This is a genomic window from Sphaerisporangium sp. NPDC049002, from assembly GCF_040649355.1.
Classification (GTDB): Bacteria; Actinomycetota; Actinomycetes; order Streptosporangiales; family Streptosporangiaceae; genus Sphaerisporangium.
Genome location: NZ_JBEZFH010000125.1, coordinates 1 through 21,680, shown reverse-complemented (window position 1 = coordinate 21,680; position 21,680 = coordinate 1). Strand labels below are relative to the sequence as shown.

The window sequence follows — 21,680 nt, the reverse complement described above, 5'->3', positions numbered from 1 at the left end:
CGACGAGAACCGCGAGAACGAGGGCGACATCATCTTCGCCGCCTCCAAGGCCACCCCCGAGCTGCTCGCCTTCACCATCCGCTACACCAGCGGCGCGCCGAGCGCCAGAAGACCGAACAGCGCATGCTTGCCGTCCTCGCCGCCGCAGGGATCGAGGGCTTCGATGAGTGACGGCTATCCGCTTCGTCCACTCGGAGAGGTGATGCGCCTCGACATCCAGCGCACACCGATGATGCCTGCAACCACCTACCGTCTGGCCGGGGTCCTGAACGCAGGACAGGGGCTTGTCGCTAAAGGCGAACTCGACGGCGGAGACACAGAGTACTCGGCAATGAACGTGCTGCGCGTCGACCAGGTCGTGATGCGAAAGCTGACCGCGTGGGAAGGCCCGATCACCGTAGTACCTGCCGAGTTCGATGGATTCGTCGTCAGCAACGAGTTCCCGACATTCACGCTTGGCCCAGAACTGGTGCCCGACTGGATGAGGCACGTCTGCCGCTCACCGCGACTGTGGGCAGAAATGAAGAACCGGGTGAGCGGGACAGTTCAACGGCGTAAGCGCCTCAACCCAGAGCAACTCTTGCAGATCGAACTCCCGATCCCACCCCGCGAGGTGCAAGCGGGGATCGTCGAGATACTCGACGCAGTCGACGACCAGATCACCGCACTCGACGCGGAGGTAACCTCTCTCCGGGCCTTGTTGGCGGGAACCCGGCGGGAGCTTGAATCGGTCGAGGACAAGACCACTCTCGTTGACCTCGCAGAACCACGGGGCATCCAGATCGGCCCCTTCGGTTCCCAGCTCCATGCGCACGAGTACACAGAGAATCCGTCGGGAGTCCCGGTCGTCATGCCGCAGGACCTGGTGGACGGCCAGATCCTCACCGCAAAGATCAAGCGCGTGCCCCACGACGTGGCGGCCAGACTCTCCCGACACAGGCTTGCCGAAGGCGACGTCGTCTTTCCGCGACGTGGCGACCTCTCCAAGCGTGCCCTTGTCGTTGCCGAGCAAGGTGGCTGGTTGTGTGGGACGGGGTGTATTCGCTTCCGCCCGCAGGACCCATCGCTAGCACGACTCCTCGCGGAAGCTCTTTCCAGCGCAGCGACCACCGAGTGGTTGGTCTCTCACGCGGTGGGGACGACCATGTTGAACCTCAACACCGAGATCCTCAGCAACCTGCTGGTGGTGGACATCAAGGGGCACCACGAGATCGCGGAAGCATCCCTAGGGATCGTGGAAGCAATCCGCCAAACCCAACTGCAGGCCACCCGGCTCCGCGAGGTTCGCGCCGGGCTGTTGTCGAGACTGCTGGATCGCACCATCGACATCGAGTCCGAGTTGAAGGGCTGAGTCGTGGCGAAGGGTATTCGGGAGCGTGAGTTCCAGAACCTGATGATTCAATGGTCCCTCCCGATGGGGTGGAACTTCACGGCGGGCAGGTCGTTGCCGCGTGAGATGACGCAGACGGTGGTCGCCGGTCATCTGCGGGACGCCATCGTCCGGTTCAACCCTGGGGTGATCGACGGGTTCGACGTGGACGCGGTGGTCGGGGAGATCGTCGCCACTGTGAATGCCGTGGAGGGCGGCCTGGTACGGGCCAACGAGCAGGTGCTGCACCTGCTGCGCGGACGCAAGGAGTTCCGGGACGCCGATGGCGTGTGGCACGCCCTGAAGGTCATCGACTTCGAGCACCCGAACGCCAACACGCTGGTCGTGTCGGACGAGGTGACCATCACCGTCCCCGGCAAGACCTCCCGCCGGTTCGACCTCGTGTACTGGATCAACGGCCTGCCCCTGGTCGTGGTCGAGGTGAAGTCGCCGACCGCGAAGTCCGGTTGGGCGGACGCCGCCCGCGAGATCAACGACGTGTACGCCACCGAGTACCCGTGGTTTTTCACCCCCAACGTCTTCGCCGTCGCCTCCGATGGGCTGAAACTGCGGTTCGGTGCCGCCGGGGCGCCCACGAACCTGTGGCAGCCGTTCCGGTCTACTGCCGACGATGAGAACCTGTCCGGGCAGGCTGACGTGCGGCGCTCCGTCGAGCTGCTGCTCAACCCGGCGACTGTCCTGGACATGCTCACCAACTTCGCCCTGTTCGACACCTCCGGGGGTGGGGTGGACAAGAAGTACCTGCCCCGCTACCCGCAGATGGAAGCCGCCCACCTGATCCATGAGCGAGTCCGAGCCGGCGGCCAGAAGGGTCTGATCTGGCACCACCAAGGCAGCGGGAAGACGCTGCTGATGGTGTTCGCCGCCTCGCTGCTGTTGGCCGACACCCGCACCGAGTCGCCCACGATCATCCTGCTCTCGGACCGGACCCAGCTCGTCCGGCAGACCTCCGGGGTGTTCACCTCCGCGATGGGGGGCGCCTACTTCCACCAGCCCGCCACCAGCCAGGAGTTACGTTCCCTGCTGGCCGACGACGTGCGCGGCGTCATCTCCACGACCGTCCACAAGTTCGCCGACGCCGGCAAGAACCTGTCGACCCGGGGCAACATCATCGTGCTGGTCGACGAGGCACACCGCACCCAGTCCGACAGGTCGGAGTCCCTGGCCGGGCAGATGCGCGCGGCGTTACCGCACGCGAAGTTCTTCGGCATGACCGGCACCCCCGTCAGGAACCTCGCCACCGACACCTTCGCTCTCTTCGGCGAGGAGACCGACCCGGGCAGGGTGTTGCACCGGTACTCGGTGTCCCGGTCTCTACTGGACGGGGCGACCGTCCCGGTCATGCTGGACCCGCACCCGGTCGCCTTCGAGGTAGACGACCAGGCGTTGCAGGCTGAGTTCGACCAGTTCGCCGACGACTTCGACCTCGACGATCCCGACCGTGAGGCCCTCTCCCGCAAGTTCGGGCGTCTCACCTCGGTGTTCGCCAACCCCGACCGCATCCACGCGGTCTGCCAGGACATCGTGGACCACTACCTGGCCGGCGCCTACCGCAACGGCCTCAAGGCCCAGGTCGTCGCCTACAACCGTGAGCTGGCCGTAGCGTACACGGACGAGATCAACGAGCTGCTGGCCGGCTTCGAGGCGTCACAGGTGCTCACCGAGGTCGGGAAGCATGACCAGATCGCCGCCGAGGTGAACATCTCCGTCTCGGACTCCAAGAGCGAAGACTCCGCCATGCGGCCGTTCCAGCTCTCGGAGGCCGAGGAAGAGGAGCAGAAGCGGCGATTCCTCACCCCGGACGACCCGCTGTGCTTCCTGGTGGTGACCGCGAAGCTGATGACTGGGTTCGACGCCCCCAACGAGGGCGTCCTCTACCTGGACAAGCCGCTGAAGGCCCACACCCTGTTCCAGACGATCACCCGCCCTAACCGCACCTGGGTGTCCCCGAACGGGTTCGTGAAGACCTCCGGCGTGGTCGTGGACTACATCGGCCTGGCCGAAGAGGTCCAGGGGGCCGTCATCGACCCCACCTCGCCGGAGGCAGGCAAGGGTGGCGGGTTCGTCACAGACCTGTCCGAACTGGTCGCCGAGTTCCGCACCACCTTCGCCCGCATCGAGGACCTTCTCGTAGACGTGGACGGCCTGGACCTCACGGTCCACGGATACGAGTCCGTGCGAGCCATCAACGTCTTCCTGGACGCCAACCCTGGCGCCGCCGAGGTGTTCACCAAGGACTACCGGCTCCTGGCCCGCCTGTATCCGCTCATCAACACCGACAAGCGGGTCGCCAAGTACCGGGACGGCTTCGGGCTGTTCGGGTCCGTCTACACGACCCTGTTCAAGAAGTCCTCCGACGAGGAGAGGAAGGAGCGGCTGAGCGAGCTGGGGCCGATGGTCCTAGAGATCATCAATGCCCACGTCCATTCCTTCTCCGCGGTCGCCTCCCAGGAGGAACCCCTCGTCCTGGACGCCCAGGGCATCGCCATCCTCAAGGAACTGCTGGCCCTTGTCCGCCCCAATCCCGACAAGGGCGACGGCGAGGACAAGACGCCACCGTCAGCGGCGGAGATCCTGGACCACATCAAGGCCAGCCTCGAAAACGGCGTCGAACCGGGGTCCGCGAAGTACACCGCCCTCGCGGAGCGGATCAAGCTGCTGCGGGACCGGATCATCCAAAACGCTCAGGACGCCTTGGAGTTCCTGTCCGAAGCACTCCGGATCGCTCGCGCCATCGTGGACGCCGAGAAGCACCCCAACGAAGCCGTCGTCGTGCTGGACGACGACCACGTGGGTGTCCTGTCCCGGATCATCCACGACCACGCACCGGCCGGACTCACAGTCACGGAGAGGAACCTGGCCGAGGAGATCGACCAGGTGGTCACCCGCACCCTCGCCAGATCGTGGGACAACGCCGACGCTCGAAACCGAGGCGTCCGTCGCGCCACCGCCGCGGTCTTCCGCCGGTACATGTTGAAGCCGGTGGGAGAGCCATACGACTCCACCGTCGCCTACATCGAAGCCCACTACCTGGTCGACTGACGAACCGAAGCCCGGCAGCCTGTGGCCAATGCCGGGCCTCGCCGCGCCGCTCGGGCCCTGATCCATCCCCTGGGGCCACGCCGAGGCGGCAGCTCGTCGCTGGGTTCGGTGCGATCGTTCGGCAAGGGTAGGTGCGCGGGTCGGTGGACGGCTTCAGCGCCGACGAGCTCGCGCCGCGCGGGATCAACCTGGAGTTCCTGTCCGGGATCTGCGCCGGGTCCACCAGCCCGGCTGGGTGCTGGCGGGGAACGATGCTGTCATCGATACCCCCGGGTGCGCTCTTACAGCTCACCCCCCAGCCCACGCGGGCCCGATCCAGGCCTCGCGTTTGGCCGTTTCACGATGCATGGCGGATCTCCCTTTCCGGAGCCGTGTTCGTGTTGGTGGCTGGCGTTCCGTACCGAGGCGACGACATAAGGTGTGCGGGGTGATCCACCGCGAGAACGAAGAGACGATCTTGAATGCGGCGGCCGTCGATGTCGGCCTGGCGGCCCTTGAGTTCGACGGTGCGCGGGCCTGGCTGGAGCAGGCGCGTCGACACCCGATGGAGCCGCTGGCGGCGGATGTCTGGGTGATCGATCCGGACTTCGGGCACGTCCTGCTGGTGAAGCACCGGGTGCGCGGCTGGGTGCCGCCCGGTGGCAAGGTCGAACCGGGAGAGACTCCCCGTGCCGCCGCAGCACGTGAACTGGTCGAGGAGACCGGGCTGCACGCGGAACTGCTGGAGGTGCCGGCCGCGGTCTGTGTGCGTTCCTACCGCTCGGACTGGTCGCCGACGCTTGGCCTGTCGTACGCCGCGATCGTTGGGCTCGATGTGCCGCTGGGTGGGGAGAGAGGGCAGCCGCCGCGCTGGTTCGCCCTCAATGAGGAGTGGGAGTCGGTGTTTCCCGAGGATCGCGACCGGATCCGGGCGCACATGGCCCGGTTGGTGGCTGTCGGCGCTGTCGGGGCGCTCTGACCATCGGCTGCGGGACATGGTCAGATCACCTCGCCGATCCGGTCGAGGGCCTCGCCGGGCATGGTGACGAGCTGGAGGTCGTGGAGGAAGCGGACCCAGACCGGTTCCAGTCCCGGCCGGGCCGCGAACTCAGCCATGGTGATCTGCCCGGCGGCGAAGGCGGCGGTGGGCTGGGCGTGATGTTGGAGCTCGTCGGGCGCGCTCGAAGACCGGGAGGCCGGCTGTGCTGAAGATGAGCAACGCCGACGCTGGTGTGGTCGCAGCGCGCTGGCGCAGCCTCGGCAGGTTGCTGGGTCAAAGCCGGCCCCCGGGGCGCTGGGCGACGACGACGAGCCAGCTCGTGACGGTCGGCGCGTCGGGGCTGGTCTGGGCGTACGCCTTGGCGAGGATGTCCATGCGCTGGGCGTGAGTGAAGTCGCCGTCCGGGCGGGCGAAGACGGGGATGGACAGCCACGCCTTCTTCTCCGCCATGGTGCTGTGCTGGGCCGTGACCTCGGTGTCGACCACGGTCAGCCCGGCGGCAGCCAGCTGCTCGGTGATGGTCTCCGGCGACAGCTTGGGGCCGTCCCGGTCGGCCGCCGGAGGCGGGGTGTAGCCGTAGTCGCGTGCGGCGATCTGGCGGATCAGCGTGTTCAGCGAGGGGCCGTTGCGGCCGGTCTGCTCGTTGGGGTGGGTCACGTCGGCGAAGCCTCCGCCGACGTTGAAGACGAACCAGCCGCCGGGCTGCAGGACGCGACGGACCGCGGCGAACACCGCCGGGGTGTTCGTCTTCCAGATCGCCGAGTTGCACACCACGGCGTCGACGCCGCCGACTGGGGCGTGTTGGGCCAGGTCCTCGGCCGGGGCGGTCACCCATGACAGCCGCGGGTCGGTCAGGGTGCGGCGGCCGATGCGCTGCATGGCCAGGGCGCTGTCGAGGGAGATGACCCGGGCGTCGGCCGGCCCCAAGGCGAGGATCGCCTCGGCGGTCGCGCCGGTCCCGCCGCACAGGTCGATCACCAGACGACTGTCGACGAGGTGGGCCCGGCGGGCGAGGTCGCGGCTGGTGGAGCTGTACATGGGATGGGCGCGGGTGAACGCCGCGTACGTCTCGGCGGTGGTGTCCTCGTCCCAGCCGAGGAGAGCATCCTGCGGCATGGTGTGTCTCGCTTCGCAGGGAGGGCCCGCGGGGGCGGGCCGGGGGTCAAAAGAGGGAGGCCTGGACGGCGGCGGAGGGCGAGGTGAACGCGCCGCCGAGGGTGATGCGGCGTCCCCTGAGCGTGCCGAGGTCCAGCAGGTAGCCCAGGTCGTTGTCGCTGTCCGACACGACGAGGACCTGGGAGCCGATGCAGGAGAGCGGGGTGAAGCCGTGCTCGCCCTCGTCCACCTTGTGCGGGTACAGCGCCCGCGCGCCGCCGGGGTTGCGCAGCTGGTCGCCCTCGTGCGGCGGGGTCCAGGCTTCCAGGACGGTCGCGGTGCCGAGCTCGGCGAGCGTCTTGGCCGCGCGGTCGACGGTCTTGCGGTGGGCTTCTTCGGTGGTCGGCAAGCCGGCGAGGTCGGCCAGGGCCTTGAGCTTGGCCGTTGCCCGGACGGTCTGGGGGATGCCCAGGTGGCGGGTGAGGGCATCTTCGAGGTAGCGCACGGTGCGGCCATCCGGACTGTGGGCCAGGTAGGTCGCGAACAGCGCCCCCTGTTCGTCGAGGCGGGAGCGCTTGCGCGGCTCGGCCGCGGTGCCGACCTTGGTGGTGCCGTCGGCGAAGGTTGCGGCGTAAAGCCAGTGCGGCTGCGCCATGTACCGCTGGAGTGCTTCGGGGGCGTGGCCCCGCTGGTGGAACTGGTGGGCGAAGCGAAAATCGTCCCGTCCCGCGCACCGGGTGCACTGCCCGCTCTGGACGGCCGCTGCGCGGTCGGGGCAGGCAAGGGCCTCAACGCGGACGGTGTCGGCGAACTGGTACCGGCCGGTGCACCACCTGCCGGTACCGGTCACGCGGAAGCCGAGGCGCCGGTGCATGAACTCGGCGTAGACCAGCGGCCCGCCGGGTAGGGGGGCGAGCAGCAGCCGGGGGTCCCCGGTGGCCCAGGTGATGGCGTGGCAGATGTACTCGCCGTTGTCGGGAAGGGGCACTGGCATGGTGCGTTCCTCGGGAGATGGGGCGGACGCCATCAGACGGTGAGCTGGAGGCGGTCGGTGAGGGCGTCGGCTGCGGTCTTGAACACGGTGTCGCGGTCCATGCTGGTGACGTCCACGGACAGCCAGCCGCCGCGCTCGCCCTGCTCCTGGAGCTGGGCGAGGACGGTGCTCTGGTAGCGGATGAAGTCCTCGTCGCCGCTGCCAGAATGGCCGGTCTCGAGGGAGGTGAACTCCCCCTTGCGCCGGAGGGCTTCGCGGGCGCCGATCCGCAGGAAGATCACCAGGTCGGATTCGGTGAGGTGGGCGAAGACCTGTTCGGCGAGGTGGGTGGGGACGTCCGGGTTGACCGCGTACCGGGCGAGGATCTTGTGGTGGGCGTTGTCGAGGATCACGTGGGTGCCGACGGCCAGGGCGGGCCGGATGACGAGCTTGTCCTGGAGGGTGTACCAGGCGGCCAGCGCCAGCAGCCAGTAGTGATCATCGCACGCCTGGGCGACGCGTGCGTCCCGGCGGTAGACCAGCGCGTTGAGGCGGTCGAGGTAGGCGGACAGCTCCACGTCCATAGGGACTTCGGTACTGTGCTTGCCGACAAGGATCGCTGGGTGGCCGGCGTCGTTGAGGGCCTGGTGCAGGCGGGCGGCGAGGGTGGACTTGCCGGCCCCGTCGATGCCGGTGACCGTGATCTCCCGCCCGCGTGCGGGGGCGGCGGAGTGCGCTGCGATCGTCATGGTCGACTTCCTCCAAGGGTTCGGATCGGGCGGCCGGCCAAGCGGTCCGCGATGATTCCGCGGATCCGGTCAACCAGAACGGTGCGCCGCCGGATGACGTCGCCGTGACGCTCATTGGACAGGTCAGCGGGGTAGTGCTGGGCCAGGTTGTTGGAAATGACGTGGAGGTAGCCGAATCTGATCCCCGCCTGGAGCGCGGCCGCCCCCATAGGGCCGATCTCCGGGTCGACGAAGGCGTACTCGGCATGCTTGGCCAGCCAGTCACGGTTCTCCAGCAGAATCGACGCGGAGGTGACGTGGAGGCCGCTGTGCACGCCGGGCTGGGCGGCGGCGAACTCACCGAAGAAGTCGTCCCAGGTAACGAGAGCACCGCCGACGAGGCTCTCGTTACCGGTGGCGAGGAGCGTGTTCGGCACGATCTCGGGGAACAGCGCCCCGACCTTGCCGACGTAGACGACGTCGCGGGCACCGAGCTCGGCCAGGCGCGCGACGACACGGCCGGCGACATCGCCCCAGATGCTGTGCAGGAAGCCGAGGTAGACCACCCGGCGGCCGTGCACCACGGCGCGCTGCCAGGCGTAACCCTTTCCGCGGGTCCACACACCGTCGTCGGGGGCGAGGTGCTGAAGGCCCCAGCCGACGATCACGAGATCGCCGTCCAGATCGAGGTCGAGCCCTTCGACGGCCGCGCGGCACGCCGCCTCTTCGGGCGGCTGGTAGGTGACGGTCCCGGCCGCGCGACCGGTCATGGCAAGGTAGGTGGTGATGATCAGCGCGTAGTGGTGTACGTAGTCGGCACCGGGAAACGCCTTGATGACCAGGTCACGGCTGTGGACTTCGGCGGTGGGCCGCTCGATGTTGAACAGCTTGCCGATCTTCTCGTACCGAGAGATCACGGCCAGGCGGTCGTAGCCGCCGACGACGCGGATGCTTTCCCAGTCCTGGTCCTGGATGAGGTGGTGGACCTTGATCTGTAGGTAGCGCAGCAGACTGTCAGGGTTCATACTGTGCCCGTCGACAGGGATCGGGGCCGTGCGCAGCAGCCCGTGCCCGCCTGCGGCGCCGGCCTTGCGCGCCCAGTGGCTCGGGCGGCAACTTCGGGAACTACGTGAGGGGGCCGGCCTCACACTCAAGGACGCCTCTGCACGCATCCAACGCGAAGGGCCGACCCTGAGCCGCTTCGAGGCAGGCATCTATCCGATCCGCCTCCCGGATGTGACCGCGCTGCTGGACCTCTATGGGGTCGTCGACCCCACCCGACGAGAGGGGTTGATTCAACTTGCGGCGGAGGTATGGCAGACGGGCTGGTGGGACGGGTACTCCGAAGACCTGCCCAAGTTGATCATCGACTACGCCTGGATCGAAAGCCGCGCCCGCCGCATCTACTCCTTCGATCTCGTGGTGATCCCCGGCCTACTGCAGACTCACGGTTACATGGAAGCGTTGATTCGCGGAGCTGACACCAACGCCTCCTTGACGCCCTTCGGCGCCCGATTTCGTCTGGATCGGCAGAGGATCCTCGCCGCCCCGGAGCCGCCCGACATCGAGGCCGTGCTCGACGAGAGCTTGCTCCATCGCGCACCCGGCGGGCCGCACGTTCTCAGGGAGCAGCTCAAACACCTGGTCGAACTGGCGAAACGTCCTAACATCGGTGTGCGGGTGCTGCCCTTCACTTCACATGTCCATCCCAGCCCCGAAGGCACGTTTCTCATCTTCGAGATGCCTGAACCGTTTCCCGAGGTCGGGTACGTGGACACCCCTGCGGGTGGCATTTACGTCGAAACAGAACGCGTCGAGCGACTTATCATGAAGTTTGATCGCGTTCGCGATCATTGCCTCGACTTGGACGAGTCGGCGATCCGCATCCGGGCGGCTGCGGACGCGATCCTGTAACCCACGGACGGAAGGCAGGGGCGACGATGTCAGCCTCCGATCAGCGGCCCCGTGTCGCGTGGCACATCAGTAGTTTCAGCCCGAACGGCGGCAGTGACTGTGTGGAGGCCGGCCCCGTCCTCGACGGCACCGGTCGCATCGCCGTCCGGCACAGCCATCACCCCGAGGGCACCGTCATCGTCTACACCCGAGCCGAGTGGGACGCCTTCCTCGTCGGCGTCCGCGCGAACGAGTTCGACTTCTGAACTCCTACTCACAAGGGCACCATCCAGATGTCCCTCAGCTTGACGTGGCGGCGCGGTCCTTGCGAACGGGTCATCGAGCCGTTGGATCGAGGTCCGAGCGTGCTGACACAGGGAATGGCCCGCACACTCGGCTTCTTCGATTCCCCGGTCCGCGTCGTCAGCGGTTGACGAGGGGGCCGGAGCCGGTGGAGCCGCGGACGACGAGCTCGGGCTGGAAGACCAGTTCGATGTTCTTGGGGGCCGCCCCGTTGATCTCCTCCAGCAGCGTCTGGACCGCCGCCGAGGCCATCGCGCCGATGGGCTTGCGCACAGTGGTGAGCGGCGGGTCGGTGAAGGCGATCAGCGGGGAGTCGTCGAAGCCGACGACCGAGACGTCACCCGGCACCGAAAGGCCCCGCTCGCGCGCGGCCCTGATCGCGCCGAGCGCCATGAGATCACTCGCGCAGACGATGCCCGTGCAGCCGCGCTCGATCAGCGCCGCCGCCGCGGCCTGCCCGCCCTCGACCGAGAACAGCGAGTGCTGGATCAGCTCGTCGCAGCCGGAGACGCCGAGCAGCTGCGACATCGCCTGGGTGAACCCCTCGATCTTGCGGATGACCGGCACGAAGCGCCGCTGGCCGAGCGCGAGGCCGATGCGCTCGTGCCCGAGGTCGACCAGGTGCTGCACGGCCAGGCGGGACGCGAGCCGGTCGTCCGGCGAGATGAACGGCGCCTCGATGTGCTCGCTGTAACCGTCGACCAGGACGATCGGCAGCCCCCGGTCGGTCAGCCTGGTGTAACGATCCATGCGGGCGGTGGTGTCGGCGTGCAGGCCCGAGACGAAGATGATGCCGCTGACGTCGCGCTCCAGCAGCAGCTCGGTGAACTCGTCCTCGGGGGCGCCGCCCGGGCTCTGCGTGCAGAGCACGGGCGTGTAGCCGTGCTGGGTCAGCGACTTCTCGATGGCCTGGGCGAACGCAGGGAAGATCGGGTTGTCCAGCTCGGGGGTGACCAGCCCGACAAGGCCGTTGCTGCGCTGCCGCAGCCGCTGGGGGCGCTCGTACCCCATGAGGTCGAGCGCGGTCAGGACGAGCTGGCGCGTGCCGGCGGACACCCCCGACTTGCCGTTCAGCACGCGGCTGACCGTAGCCTCGCTCACGCCCGCCTGGGCCGCGATGTCGGACAGCCGGGCGTTACCGTTCATGGCCGCTACTTTACGCAACGCCGAGCGCCCACCACGCGGCGGAATCCGGCGCCAGCCGTACGACGTCGCCCTCGATGGCCACGGGAGCGCTCGCGATGAGGAGCTCGCCCGGCCGGGGCAGCTCGACCGGCTCGCCGGTGGTGTTCACCGTGCAGACGAACGTCTCCCCCCGGGCGAAGACCAGGGTCCCGGCGGGAGACTCCATCCACCGCAGGGAGCCGTCGCCGAGGTCCGGGTGCTCGCGCCGCAGGCGCAGGGCGCCCCGGTAGAGCGACAGCGTCGAGCCCGGATCGCCGAGCTGGGCCTCCACGCTGAGCGTCCCCCAGGTGGCAGGGACGGGCAGCCAGGTCTCCTCGATCCCCGGCGGGCTGAACCCGAAGGGCGGCTCGGAGTGGGCCCACGGGATCGGGACGCGGCAGCCGTCGCGGCCGTCCTCGGGGCCCCGCAGGCGCTGCGGGTCCTGGCAGACCTCGTCGGGCAGGTCGAGCACCTCGGGGAGGCCGAGCTCCTCACCCTGGTAGACGTAGGTGGAGCCGGGCAGGGCGAACATCATGAGGGCCGCCGCGCGGGCACGGCGCAGGCCGAGTTCGCCGTCACCGTACCGGGTCACGTGCCGCTTGACGTCGTGGTTGGAGAGCACCCATGTCGTCGGGGCGCCGACGGGGCCCACGGTGGCGAGCGACTCGTCGATCACCTCGCGCAGCATCTCCGCGTCCCACGGGGTCTTCATGAAATGGAAGTTGAAGGCCTGATGCAGCTCGTCGGGCCGTACGTACCGGGCGAGGCGCTCCTGCGTGGGCGCCCATGCCTCGGCGACGCCGATGCGCTCGCCGTCGTAGGAGTCCAGCAGGCGGCGCCAGGCCCGGTGGATCTCGTGGACGCCGTCCTGGTCGAAGTAGGGCAGCACCGTGGTGCCCAGCATCTCGATCTGTTCACTGGACCCGATGTCCGGGAGCCCCTCGGCCTTCACCATGCCGTGGGCGACGTCGATGCGGAAGCCGTCCACGCCGAGGTCGAGCCAGAAGCGCAGGATGGCGTCGAACTCCGCGTGGACCTCGGGGTTCTCCCAGTTCAGGTCGGGCTGCTCGGGGGCGAACAGGTGGAGGTACCACTCGCCGTCGGGCAGCCGCGTCCACGCCGGGCCGCCGAAGATCGACTCCCAGTCGTTGGGCGGCAGCTCCCCGGCCTCGCCGCGTCCGGCGCGGAAGATGTACCGCTCGCGCTCGGGGCTGCCGGGGCCCGCCTGCACGGCCGCGAGGAACCAGGCGTGCCGGTCGGAGGTGTGGTTCGGCACCACGTCGGTGATGATCTTCATCCCGTGGCTGTGCGCGTCCTCGATCAGCGCCCTGGCGTCGGCCAGCGTTCCGAAGATCGGGTCGACGTCGCGGTAGTCGGCGACGTCGTAGCCGAAGTCGGCCATCGGCGAGGTGTAGAAGGGCGTCAGCCAGATGGCGTCGACACCCAGCCCGGCCAGGTAGTCGAGGCGGCTGCGGACCCCGAGCAGGTCGCCGACGCCGTCGCCGTTGCCGTCGGCGAAGCTGCGCACGTAGACCTGGTAGATCACCGCGTCACGCCACCAGCGCGTGCCGGTCTCGACGGGACGGGCTTCACGGACCACGTCGGTCATTGGGATCCCCCGATTCTCCGAAATATCAGGTTCCGATACCACGGTGGTCTTACGACTTCGTGGCTCCGGCCGTCAGGCCGGTTACGAGGTTGCGCTGGACGAGCAGGAAGACCACCGCCGCCGGCACCGCGATCAGCACCGAGGACGCGGTGAGCAGTCCCCATTCGGCCTTGTGCTGGCCGACGAACTGCCCGATGCCCACGGCCAGGGTGTACTTGTCGTCGCCCGTCATGAACGCGGTCGCGTAGGCGACCTCCGCCCAGGCCGTGATGAAGGAGTAGAACGCCGCGACGGCGAGTCCCGGCTTGGACAGCGGCAGGATGAGCCGCCAGAAGGTGCCGAAGGGCGTGAGCCCGTCGACCCGTCCGGCCTCGTCGATCTCGACGGGCACCGTGTCGAAGTAGCCCTTCATCATCCAGGCGCAGAACGGGATCGTCGAGGTCAGGTAGGCGATCACCAGGCCGGGGAACTGGTTGATGAGCCCGAGCCCGGCCATGAGGTTGTAGATCGGCACGATCAGGATCGCCACCGGGAACATCTGCGTGATCAGCAGCATCCACATGATCGACCGGAATCCCGGGAAGCGGAAGCGGCTGACCGCGTAGCCGGTGGTCGCCGACAGCACCACGCCGAGCAGGGTCGTCAGGGCGGCGACGAACAGCGAGTTGAACAGCCAGCGCGGGAACGCCGTCTGGCCGAGCACCTGCGTGTAGTTGTCGAGGCTCGGGTGGTTGAAGAGCTCGACCGTGGTGGACTGCCAGGCGTCCCTCGGCTTGAGCGAGGTCAGGACCAGCCAGGCGACCGGGAAGACCGCGATCAGACTGGCCAGGAACAACGTGACGTGCAGGGCGGCGGACGCCCCGGCTCCGCGCGAGCCACGACGCCTGCGCCGCGGCGCCGCGGCGTGACCCGCGGTGCTCACCGTGCTCACCGTGCTCACCATGCATCTCCCTGCTGACGCAGCGCGCGGCGGTAGACCACGGCCATGACGACGAGCAGCGCGAGGATGAGCACACCCCACGCGGCCGATCCCGAGTAGTTCCTGATGCCTTCGAAGGCCTGCCGGTAGGCGTAGGTCACGAGGATCTCGCTGGACCCGCCGGGCCCGCCCTTCGTGACCAGGAAGATGACCGGGAACTGGTTGAAGGTCCAGATGGTGCCGAGCAGGACCACCGTGCTGGACACCGGCCGCAGTCCGGGCAGGGTGATGTTCCTGAAGCGCTGCCAGGGAGTGGCGCCGTCGACCTCGGCCGCCTCGTACAGCTCGCGGGGGATGGCCTGCAGGCCTCCCAGCAGCGCGAGCATCATGAACGGCACGCCGAGCCAGACGTTCACGGTGATCACCGAGACCTTGGCCCAGAACGGGTCGTCCAGCCAGTCGAGCCCGCCGAAGCCCGCGGCCCGCAGCATCGCGTTGACGACGCCGAACTCGCCGTTCAGCAGATACCGCCAGATGAACGCCGAGACGAACGCCGGCACCGCCCACGGGAGCACGAGCATCATGCGGTAGACCGACCGGAACCGCAGCGGCCGGTTGAGCAGCAGCGCGAGCCCGAGGCCGATGCCGTAGTGCAGGGCGACGCAGACGAGGGTCCAGACGACCGTCCACAGGAGCCGGGACAGGAACGCGCTGGAGCCGACGATGTCGACGTAGTTGGAAAGCCCGACGAACTCGTACGTCGAGGGGATGGTGTTCATCCCGATCGTACGGCCCATGTTGGCCTCGGTCGCGTCGGTGAGCGACAGGTAGACGCCGCGCACCAGCGGGTACCCGATAAGCACGAGCGTCACGATGACGACCGGGGCGCACATGGCCCACGCGTACCAGTGCCGGGAGAAGAACCGTCCGGCCCTCCCCGGCCCCGGGCGGCGGGTACGGCCGCGGGCGCTCGTGCCCGCGGCCGTACCGTCAACGACCTGGGTCGTCATCGGTCACAGGCTCCAGCCCTTGAGCAGGCCCTGGTAGGCCTTGGCCACGTCCTGGGCCATCTGCTCGCTGGTGGTGCCGCCGGTGGCGAGCTTCTGGTAGCCCTCCACGAGCGGCTGGAAGAGCTGGCCGGCCTCGGGGATCCACGGACGCTCGACGGCGGCGGTCATGGGCTCCTTCCAGCGGCCGATCATCTCGTTGCCCTGCGCGTCGGGCAGGCTGTAGGCCGACTGGCGGGTCGGCAGCAGGCCGAGCTTGCCGGCGATCTTGGCCTGGCTCTCGGCGGAGTCCATGAACTTCACGAACAGGTAGGACGCGTCCAGGCTCTTGGAGCCCGCGTACACGGTGTAGTCGTGGCCGCCGGTCGGGGCTCCCGCCTTGACCGAGCCGGCCGGGACCGGGGCGATGCCGAAGTTGTCGGGCTTGTCCTTGAAGACCTTGCCGCCGAGGTTGTCGGTGTTCGACCACGGACCATTGAAGATCATCGCGGCCTTGCCCTCCTTGAAGGCGGTCTCCGCGTTGGTGTAGCTGTCCTGGATCGCGGGCTTGGACGCCGCGCCGGACTTGATCAGGTCCTCGACCACCTTCAGGCCCGCCACGGACTGCGGCGAGGCGACGGTGATCTTCTTGGTGGCGACGTCGAGCAGGTCGCCGCCCTCGCCGTAGATGAACGGCAGCAGGAAGTAGGCGTCGACGTTCAGCGCGAGGCCCTCGGCCCCGGCCTTGGACTTGACGTCCAGCGCGAACTGCTTGAGCTCCTCGAAGGTCTTCGGCGGGGCGTCGTGGCCGGCCTTCTTCAGCAGCTCCTTGTTGTACAGCAGGCCGAGCGTGTCGGTGACCTGCGGGATGCCGTACGTCTTGCCCTCGTACTTGCCGCTGCCGGCCGGGCTCGGGAGGAAGTCCTCGGGCTGGTCGAGGGCCGGGGTGCCGTCAAGGGGCGCGAGGTAGCCGAGGGAGGCGAACTCGGCCACCCAGCCGACGTCGGCGCGGAGCACGTCCGGCGCGCCGGCGCCGCTCTGCGCGGCGGTCTTGAACTTGTTCTGCGCGTCGGCGAAGGGGACGTTGACGTAGTTGACCTTGACCTTCGGGTACTTCGCCTGGAAGTCCTTGATCAGCTCCTGGAACACGGGACCCTCGTTGGTGGCGTCCGAGGTGTCCCACCACGTCACCTCGCCGGAGACGTCAGCGGCGCCGGCGCTTGTGGCCGGAGCGGCCGACTGATTGGTGGTGTCCTCGCCGCCACAGGCGGAGACCGCCAGCGCGAGCGCCGCGGCTGTCGCCGCGACCGAGATGCCTCGCCGCATGTTGTGCACTCCTTGCTCAGCTTCATTGCCCTAAGGATCGGCCGATCCCGCCCGCGTCCCCGACGGCGGACGGGATCACCGGGGTACGCGGAACGTAACAGCCATGTGAACAGACATGAAAGACCTTTCGGAAACTTTCTGCAAATTGTGACACGTCTGTCATTACATCCGCGTTACCCGGGCGGGGGGCCAGCGCCCGGCCCTCGCGGACCAGTGCCCGGCCCGCGCCGGCGCGTCCGGTGGCAGGCGGCCGGGCTCCACCGCCGGCGCCGCCCTTTCCCTATCTGTCCTGACCTCTACAGACAGGCAACGGTCAAGTAACCAGCAGATGAGCAATTTCTCACCTCATGTATGGACACAGTGGCCCACTACGCGATGTACTACCTCATCAATCACAATGACGGCTGGGATCCGGGTTCTGATGCCCGGGAGGAACGAGTGACGATGAGTACCGTCGTTCTCGACAGCGTGACAAAGGTGTACCCCGGGGGGCATCTCGCGGTCGATCGCATGAGCTTGCGCGCGGAAGAGGGCGAACTGCTCGTCCTGCTCGGCCCATCCGGATGCGGTAAATCCACGCTGCTGCGGATGATCGCGGGACTCGAAGAGATCACTTCCGGGGACCTCTACCTCGACGGGCGGATCGCCAACGACCTGGCACCCCGTGACCGCGACGTCGCGATGGTCTTCCAGAACGGCGCCCTCTATCCCCACCGCACCGTGCGGGGCAACATCGCCTTCCCGCTGGAGATCGCCAAGGCCGACCCCGCCATGGTCAGGGAACGCGTGACCGAGCTTTCCAAGGCGCTTCACATCGACGAGACGCTGGACCGCCGTCCTGGAACGCTCTCCGGTGGCCAGCGGCAGCGCGTCGCGATGGGCCGGGCCATCGTCAGGCAGCCGTCGCTGTTCCTGATGGACGAGCCGCTGTCGAACCTCGACGCCGGGATGCGCACCGAGTTACGCATGGAGATCTCGTCGCTGGTGCGGGCGCTCGGCGTGACGACCATCTACGTCACGCACGACCAGGTGGAGGCCCTCACCCTGGCCGACCGAATCGCGATCATGAACCGCGGCGTCCTGCAGGACGTCGGCACCCCCGGGCAGATCTACAACGACCCGGCGACGGCGTTCGTGGCGGCCTTCCTCAGCTCGCAGCAGATCAACCTGCTGGCGGCGACGGTCAAGACCCCGCAGAACCAGTACATCATGCTGGACTTCGGGCTCCACCAGATCACGATGCCCTGGACCGACCCCCGGGCCTACGCGGTCTCCCAGCACACCGGCAGCCAGATCATCGTCGGCATCCGCCCCGACGCGCTGACCCCCATCCCCGAAGGCGTCGACAGCCCGCACTTCAGCGGCAGGGTCAGGACGCTGGAGTACCACGGTCACGAATGGCTCGCCTACCTGGAGGTCGGCATCCCCGTCGTGCCCGCCCCCGAGCCCGCGCCGAGGGCGGCCGCCAACGGGCACGCCAACGGCGACGGCGACGGGCGCGCCGCCGGCGGCACGGCGGGCAAGGTGCGGTCGATGATGCGGCGCCTCATCTCCGGCGAGGAGGAGCACGCCCCCGAGTACATCGCCCCCTCCGCGGCCGGCAGCGGCACCCACCGCCGGGCCGACCTCGTCGTGCGCCTGGGCTCGCGGCCGGTGTGGCGTGCCGGCGAGCACGGCCGCGTCGCCGTGGACCTCAGCAGGCTCATGCTGTTCACCCTCGAAGGCAACAGGATCGACCCGCCCCGCCGCTAGGCGACCGTACGGTCGGCCGCCGAGCCGGCGAGCTGGGACACGATCTCCACCACCCGCACCACCTTGTCCAACTCCACCTGGTGGAAGGCCGGGCCCTCCGTGCGCGCCACGACGAGATGCAGGCCCGCGGTCTTCATCGGCAGGCTCAGCAGGTGCAGCGGCCCCTCGCTGAACGCCGCCGGGCGCAGGGGCGTGAGGTCGGGCATCTCGTCCACGCCGGGAGCCTGCCAACTGCCGTGCACGACGGCGCCGGTGTCGGAGTCCACGGCGACCGCCCACTCGGCGCTCACCAGGTCGGGGGCGGCGTCGACCAGGGTCACGAAGGCGCGCTCGGAGTCGGACACCACGTGGCCGAGCAGGTCGTAGTCGGGGCTCGTCCCCGGGGCCTCCCTGGTGGGCCACACGCCCTCGATGCGCACCCCGGGCACGACCGACAGGCGTTCGCGCAGCTCGTCGGCGGCGAACCCGCCCGGCCACGACAGGGTGAAGTCGTCCACCGCCCGGCCGCCCTCCCGCTCAAGGACCGTCACCTGGAGGATGTCCGCGCCGAGGACCCCGAAGGATCGGGCCACCTGCCCCAGCACCCCCGGCCGATCGGGAAGCGAAACCCGGATCCGTAGCACCGTCACCACCACCTCTGTATATCCAGCCGAACCACGTATACGGGCCGACCTCCTGTTTTCTTTCATCTACTGCACCACGGCACACAGCGTCCTGGATCGAGGTTTCGGCGATGTTCCGAAGATATGTCCGAAATAAATCCAATTCAGTATTGATAGGCGCCCGCATCCGGGTTCCTCGACCGGGGGATCGCCCGTCCCGCCGCGTCGTGCGCCAGCCCCGCGCCTCCGTACCACGAGGGCCCGAGCGGCACCCCCTGGCCGATGGCGGCCGCTCCGGGACGTAGCCGCAGGTCATGGCGGCTGCGGAAGCCGGGATCCTCGCGGATCGACCGGTGGCCGAGCTTGATGCCCGTGGACCTGCCATCGTAGACGCCGCCCGCGTCGTCGATTCCCGAGCCGTCCTCGAATCCCAGCACCCCGCCGACCTTGATGGCGTTGTTGCGCAGCCTCAGGATCTTCGCGGAGCAGCCGTCGGCGCAGGAGACGCCGATGGTCTCGCGCGCCGGGAGGTACACCGAGTTGTTGACCGCCACCGTGCCCGTGACCGGCCCCACGGCGTGCCCGGAGCCGCGGGTGATGAGGAACGAGCCGCGCTTCTCCCCCGAGGTCACCACGTTGTTGGCGAACAGGTTCCCCTTGGCGGTCCCGCCGGGGCTGTGGCCGAGCTCGGTGAAGGTCTCGTTGTCGCGCGCGACGTTGTGCGCGACGAGGTTCCGGTCGCCGTCGTACACCTCCACGGCCGCGCCGTCGGACACGTAGTCCCGGCTGGAGGCGTAGCTGCCGACGATCAGGTTGCCGATGACGCTGTTGTCGTCGCCGTTCAGCAGCACGCCGAACGCGCCGGAGTCGTTGTCCGGCTCGCTGTCGTCGACGCTCATCCGGTCGTTGCCGATCATCTGGCTGTCGCGGATGACATTGTGGGAGCCCCGTTCCGTCACCCAGACGCCCGCCACGTTGCGGTCGGCGTACACGTCCCACAGGTCGTTGTGGCGGCCGTCGATCCTGAAGCCGCCCCACCCGCAGTCACTCGCCCGCAGGTCGGAGATCCGCCAGTAGGACCCCTCGACCACCACGCAGTCGCCGTCCCTTCCGCTGATCTTCGGCCGGGCGCCCCTGCCGTACGAGCCGACCGTGATGTGCCGCGCGGCCGTGCCCTTGCCCCTCAGCGTCAGGGTGCCCTTCCACCGGCCGCCCCGCCGCAGGAGCAGCGTGTCACCCGGGCGCAGGCGGGCCGAGCTCGCCCGGTCGAGCGAGCGCCAGGCCTTGCCGGGAGAGGTCCCCGGCGCGTCGTCGTCGCCCTCGCGGCCGTCCACGTAGTAGACCCTGCCCGCCGCGGACCCGGAACGTTCCAGCGGGGACGCCTGCGCGGGTCCCTCGGACAGGGCTCGCGCCGCCGCCTCCGGGACGGCGAGCAGCAGGAAGGTCAACGGCAACGACAGGCCCGCTCGCCAGAGGTTCGGCGTCATAACACCACACTTAGGGTTAAAAGATCGCTGTCGCTCACGGTAGCGGTCAGGGGTCATCACCGGGAGGCCCACAACCGGCCGGCGACCGGATCGGGTGACCCGGCACGCCGGACGGTAGGCTCCCCCGGCGTGCGGCCCGGTCCCGCGCCCGGCGGCTTTGCCAGGGCTTGGTGACCTCTTTCCCGGCTCGCGGATCTTGGATGAGATCCACGCCAGTAGCCTTTGCCAATGTCCCTCCCATGGGCCGCCGTGTGGCCTCGATCCATCCGGGGGCAGGTCACCCTTCTCGCGCTCGTGCTGGCGGGCCTCTTCCTGATCCCCCTGGGCCTCGCGGCCGACATGGTGATCAGGGGCGCGGTCGCCACCTCCATCTGGCGGGAGACCAGGGAGGCCGCCTCCCGGATCGTCGTGGCCTACCGGAACGCGACCCTGCTCAACCCCATCGCGCCCGGTCCCGGCGGCGTGGACGTCATCCAGGTGATCGGTCCAGGGGGCCACCTGCTGGCCGCGACGGCGAAGGCCGGCGGGGCGCCCCCGGTCAGCGACGTACGACCCGACCTCCCCGACCGGCTCGTGGACTTCACGACGTGCCCGAAGGCCTTCAGGGGCTGCTACCACGTGACGGCGACCCTGGCCGACTCCAGGCCCGGCTCACCGGTCGTGTACGCCGCGAAGCGCACCCCCGCGGTGCTGTCCACCCGCGTCCTGGACGTGGCCGTCGGCCTCCAGATAGCGGCTCTCACCGGCCTGATCGGCTGGATCGCCTGGAAGGGGGCCGACCGGGGGCTCCGCACGGTCGACAACATCCAGGCCGAGCTGGCCCACATCACGGTGAGCGACCTGTCGCGCCGGGTCCAGGAGCCGCCGGGCGAGGACGAGATCTCCAACCTGGCGAGGACCGTCAACAGCACGCTCGCGCGCCTTGAGCACTCGGTCGAGCAGCAGCGGCGGTTCGCCGCCGACGCCTCCCACGAGCTGCGCACCCCGATCGCCGGGCTCCGCGCGCAACTGGAGGAGGCGCGGCTGCATCCCGGGGACACCGACCTTCCGAGCCTGGTGGACGGCGCCCTGCGCGACACCGACCGGGTGGAGGCCATCATCACCGACCTGCTGTTCATGGCGAGGCTCGGATCGAGCGGCCCTGCCGTGCAGGAGTGCGTCGACCTCGGCCACCTGGCGGCCGAGGAGATCGCCCGGCGGCCGTCGCAGGTGCCGGTCGCCACCGACTTCAAGGAGGACGTGGTCGTGCTCGGCGTGCGGACGCAGCTGTTCCGGGTGATCGGCAACCTGCTGGACAACGCGCGGCGCCACGCCTCCAGCATGATCAAGGTGGAGGTGAGCCCCCGCACCGATCCTCGGGCGGGGTTTCCTCCTCCGACGACCTCGACCCGAGGGTCCCGGCACGTCGTACCCTGATGGCATGCCGCGTTAC

At 68.8% G+C, this 21,680-nt stretch carries 18 protein-coding genes; 7 read left to right on the top strand and 11 right to left on the bottom strand.

The features are described from left to right. The 3 genes from AB0B89_RS23230 to AB0B89_RS23220 form a co-directional block, all read left to right on the top strand. A partial coding sequence (locus tag AB0B89_RS23230) for a restriction endonuclease subunit S (protein WP_358556428.1) occupies positions 1 to 1,351 on the top strand: 1,351 nt, incomplete at its 5' end. Positions 1,352 to 1,354: 3 nt separating this feature from the next. After that, entirely contained in the window at positions 1,355 to 4,432 is a 3,078-nt protein-coding gene (locus tag AB0B89_RS23225) for an HsdR family type I site-specific deoxyribonuclease (protein ID WP_358556425.1), read from the top strand. Positions 4,433 to 4,859: 427 nt separating this feature from the next. Then, positions 4,860 to 5,390, top strand: a complete 531-nt coding sequence (locus tag AB0B89_RS23220; RefSeq protein ID WP_358556422.1) for an NUDIX domain-containing protein — start codon at positions 4,860 to 4,862, stop codon at positions 5,388 to 5,390. 294 nt (positions 5,391 to 5,684) lie between these two features. Here AB0B89_RS23220 and AB0B89_RS23215 read toward each other — a convergent pair whose 3' ends face one another. From AB0B89_RS23215 to AB0B89_RS23200, 4 genes are read right to left on the bottom strand one after another with little or no spacing between them, the layout of a single operon-like run. Further along, positions 5,685 to 6,527, bottom strand: a complete 843-nt coding sequence (locus tag AB0B89_RS23215; protein WP_358556418.1) for a class I SAM-dependent methyltransferase — start codon at positions 6,525 to 6,527, stop codon at positions 5,685 to 5,687. A gap of 46 nt (positions 6,528 to 6,573) precedes the next feature. Further along, on the bottom strand, positions 6,574 to 7,500 hold the full coding sequence (locus AB0B89_RS23210) for a DUF2797 domain-containing protein (RefSeq protein ID WP_358556416.1): 927 nt from the start codon (positions 7,498 to 7,500) through the stop codon (positions 6,574 to 6,576). Between the two features lie 32 nt (positions 7,501 to 7,532). Further along, positions 7,533 to 8,228, bottom strand: coding sequence for a hypothetical protein (locus AB0B89_RS23205; RefSeq protein ID WP_358556413.1), 696 nt, complete (start codon positions 8,226 to 8,228; stop codon positions 7,533 to 7,535). Then, entirely contained in the window at positions 8,225 to 9,232 is a 1,008-nt protein-coding gene (locus tag AB0B89_RS23200) for a hypothetical protein (protein ID WP_358556411.1), read from the bottom strand. Before AB0B89_RS23200 ends, AB0B89_RS23205 begins: the two co-directional genes overlap by 4 nt. A gap of 28 nt (positions 9,233 to 9,260) precedes the next feature. On the opposite strand from AB0B89_RS23200, the gene AB0B89_RS23195 reads away from it, so the two are divergent. Next, positions 9,261 to 10,121: a helix-turn-helix transcriptional regulator gene (locus tag AB0B89_RS23195; protein ID WP_358556408.1), complete on the top strand. Its 861-nt coding sequence runs from the start codon at positions 9,261 to 9,263 to the stop codon at positions 10,119 to 10,121. Positions 10,122 to 10,147: 26 nt separating this feature from the next. After that, complete coding sequence (locus AB0B89_RS23190; RefSeq protein WP_358556405.1) at positions 10,148 to 10,366, top strand: DUF397 domain-containing protein; 219 nt, start codon at positions 10,148 to 10,150, stop codon at positions 10,364 to 10,366. Between the two features lie 157 nt (positions 10,367 to 10,523). Here AB0B89_RS23190 and AB0B89_RS23185 read toward each other — a convergent pair whose 3' ends face one another. From AB0B89_RS23185 to AB0B89_RS23165, 5 genes are read right to left on the bottom strand one after another with little or no spacing between them, the layout of a single operon-like run. Next, positions 10,524 to 11,549: a LacI family DNA-binding transcriptional regulator gene (locus AB0B89_RS23185; RefSeq protein ID WP_358556403.1), complete on the bottom strand. Its 1,026-nt coding sequence runs from the start codon at positions 11,547 to 11,549 to the stop codon at positions 10,524 to 10,526. A 10-nt stretch (positions 11,550 to 11,559) separates the two neighbouring features. Next, positions 11,560 to 13,176, bottom strand: coding sequence for a glycoside hydrolase family 13 protein (locus tag AB0B89_RS23180; protein WP_358556400.1), 1,617 nt, complete (start codon positions 13,174 to 13,176; stop codon positions 11,560 to 11,562). Between the two features lie 49 nt (positions 13,177 to 13,225). Beyond that, entirely contained in the window at positions 13,226 to 14,119 is an 894-nt protein-coding gene (locus AB0B89_RS23175) for a carbohydrate ABC transporter permease (RefSeq protein ID WP_358556397.1), read from the bottom strand. Then, complete coding sequence (locus AB0B89_RS23170; RefSeq protein WP_358556394.1) at positions 14,113 to 15,105, bottom strand: sugar ABC transporter permease; 993 nt, start codon at positions 15,103 to 15,105, stop codon at positions 14,113 to 14,115. Before AB0B89_RS23170 ends, AB0B89_RS23175 begins: the two co-directional genes overlap by 7 nt. A 3-nt stretch (positions 15,106 to 15,108) precedes the next feature. Further along, positions 15,109 to 16,407 (bottom strand): extracellular solute-binding protein, encoded by a 1,299-nt coding sequence (locus AB0B89_RS23165; protein WP_358556391.1) that lies wholly within the window; start codon positions 16,405 to 16,407, stop codon positions 15,109 to 15,111. Positions 16,408 to 16,851: 444 nt separating this feature from the next. Here AB0B89_RS23165 and AB0B89_RS23160 point away from each other — a divergent pair, with 444 nt between their 5' ends. Beyond that, entirely contained in the window at positions 16,852 to 18,159 is a 1,308-nt protein-coding gene (locus AB0B89_RS23160) for an ATP-binding cassette domain-containing protein (protein ID WP_358556388.1), read from the top strand. On the opposite strand, the gene AB0B89_RS23155 is transcribed toward AB0B89_RS23160, so the two are convergent. Then, on the bottom strand, positions 18,156 to 18,788 hold the full coding sequence (locus tag AB0B89_RS23155) for an amino acid-binding protein (RefSeq protein WP_358556385.1): 633 nt from the start codon (positions 18,786 to 18,788) through the stop codon (positions 18,156 to 18,158). The two genes, AB0B89_RS23160 and AB0B89_RS23155, sit on opposite strands and share 4 nt — an antisense overlap. A 137-nt stretch (positions 18,789 to 18,925) precedes the next feature. Continuing rightward, a complete protein-coding gene (locus AB0B89_RS23150; RefSeq protein ID WP_358556382.1) occupies positions 18,926 to 20,248 on the bottom strand; it encodes a hypothetical protein in 1,323 nt (440 codons plus the stop codon). 228 nt (positions 20,249 to 20,476) lie between these two features. On the opposite strand from AB0B89_RS23150, the gene AB0B89_RS23145 reads away from it, so the two are divergent. Beyond that, positions 20,477 to 21,664, top strand: a complete 1,188-nt coding sequence (locus tag AB0B89_RS23145) for a histidine kinase dimerization/phospho-acceptor domain-containing protein (protein WP_358556379.1) — start codon at positions 20,477 to 20,479, stop codon at positions 21,662 to 21,664. Positions 21,665 to 21,680 lie beyond the last annotated feature (16 nt).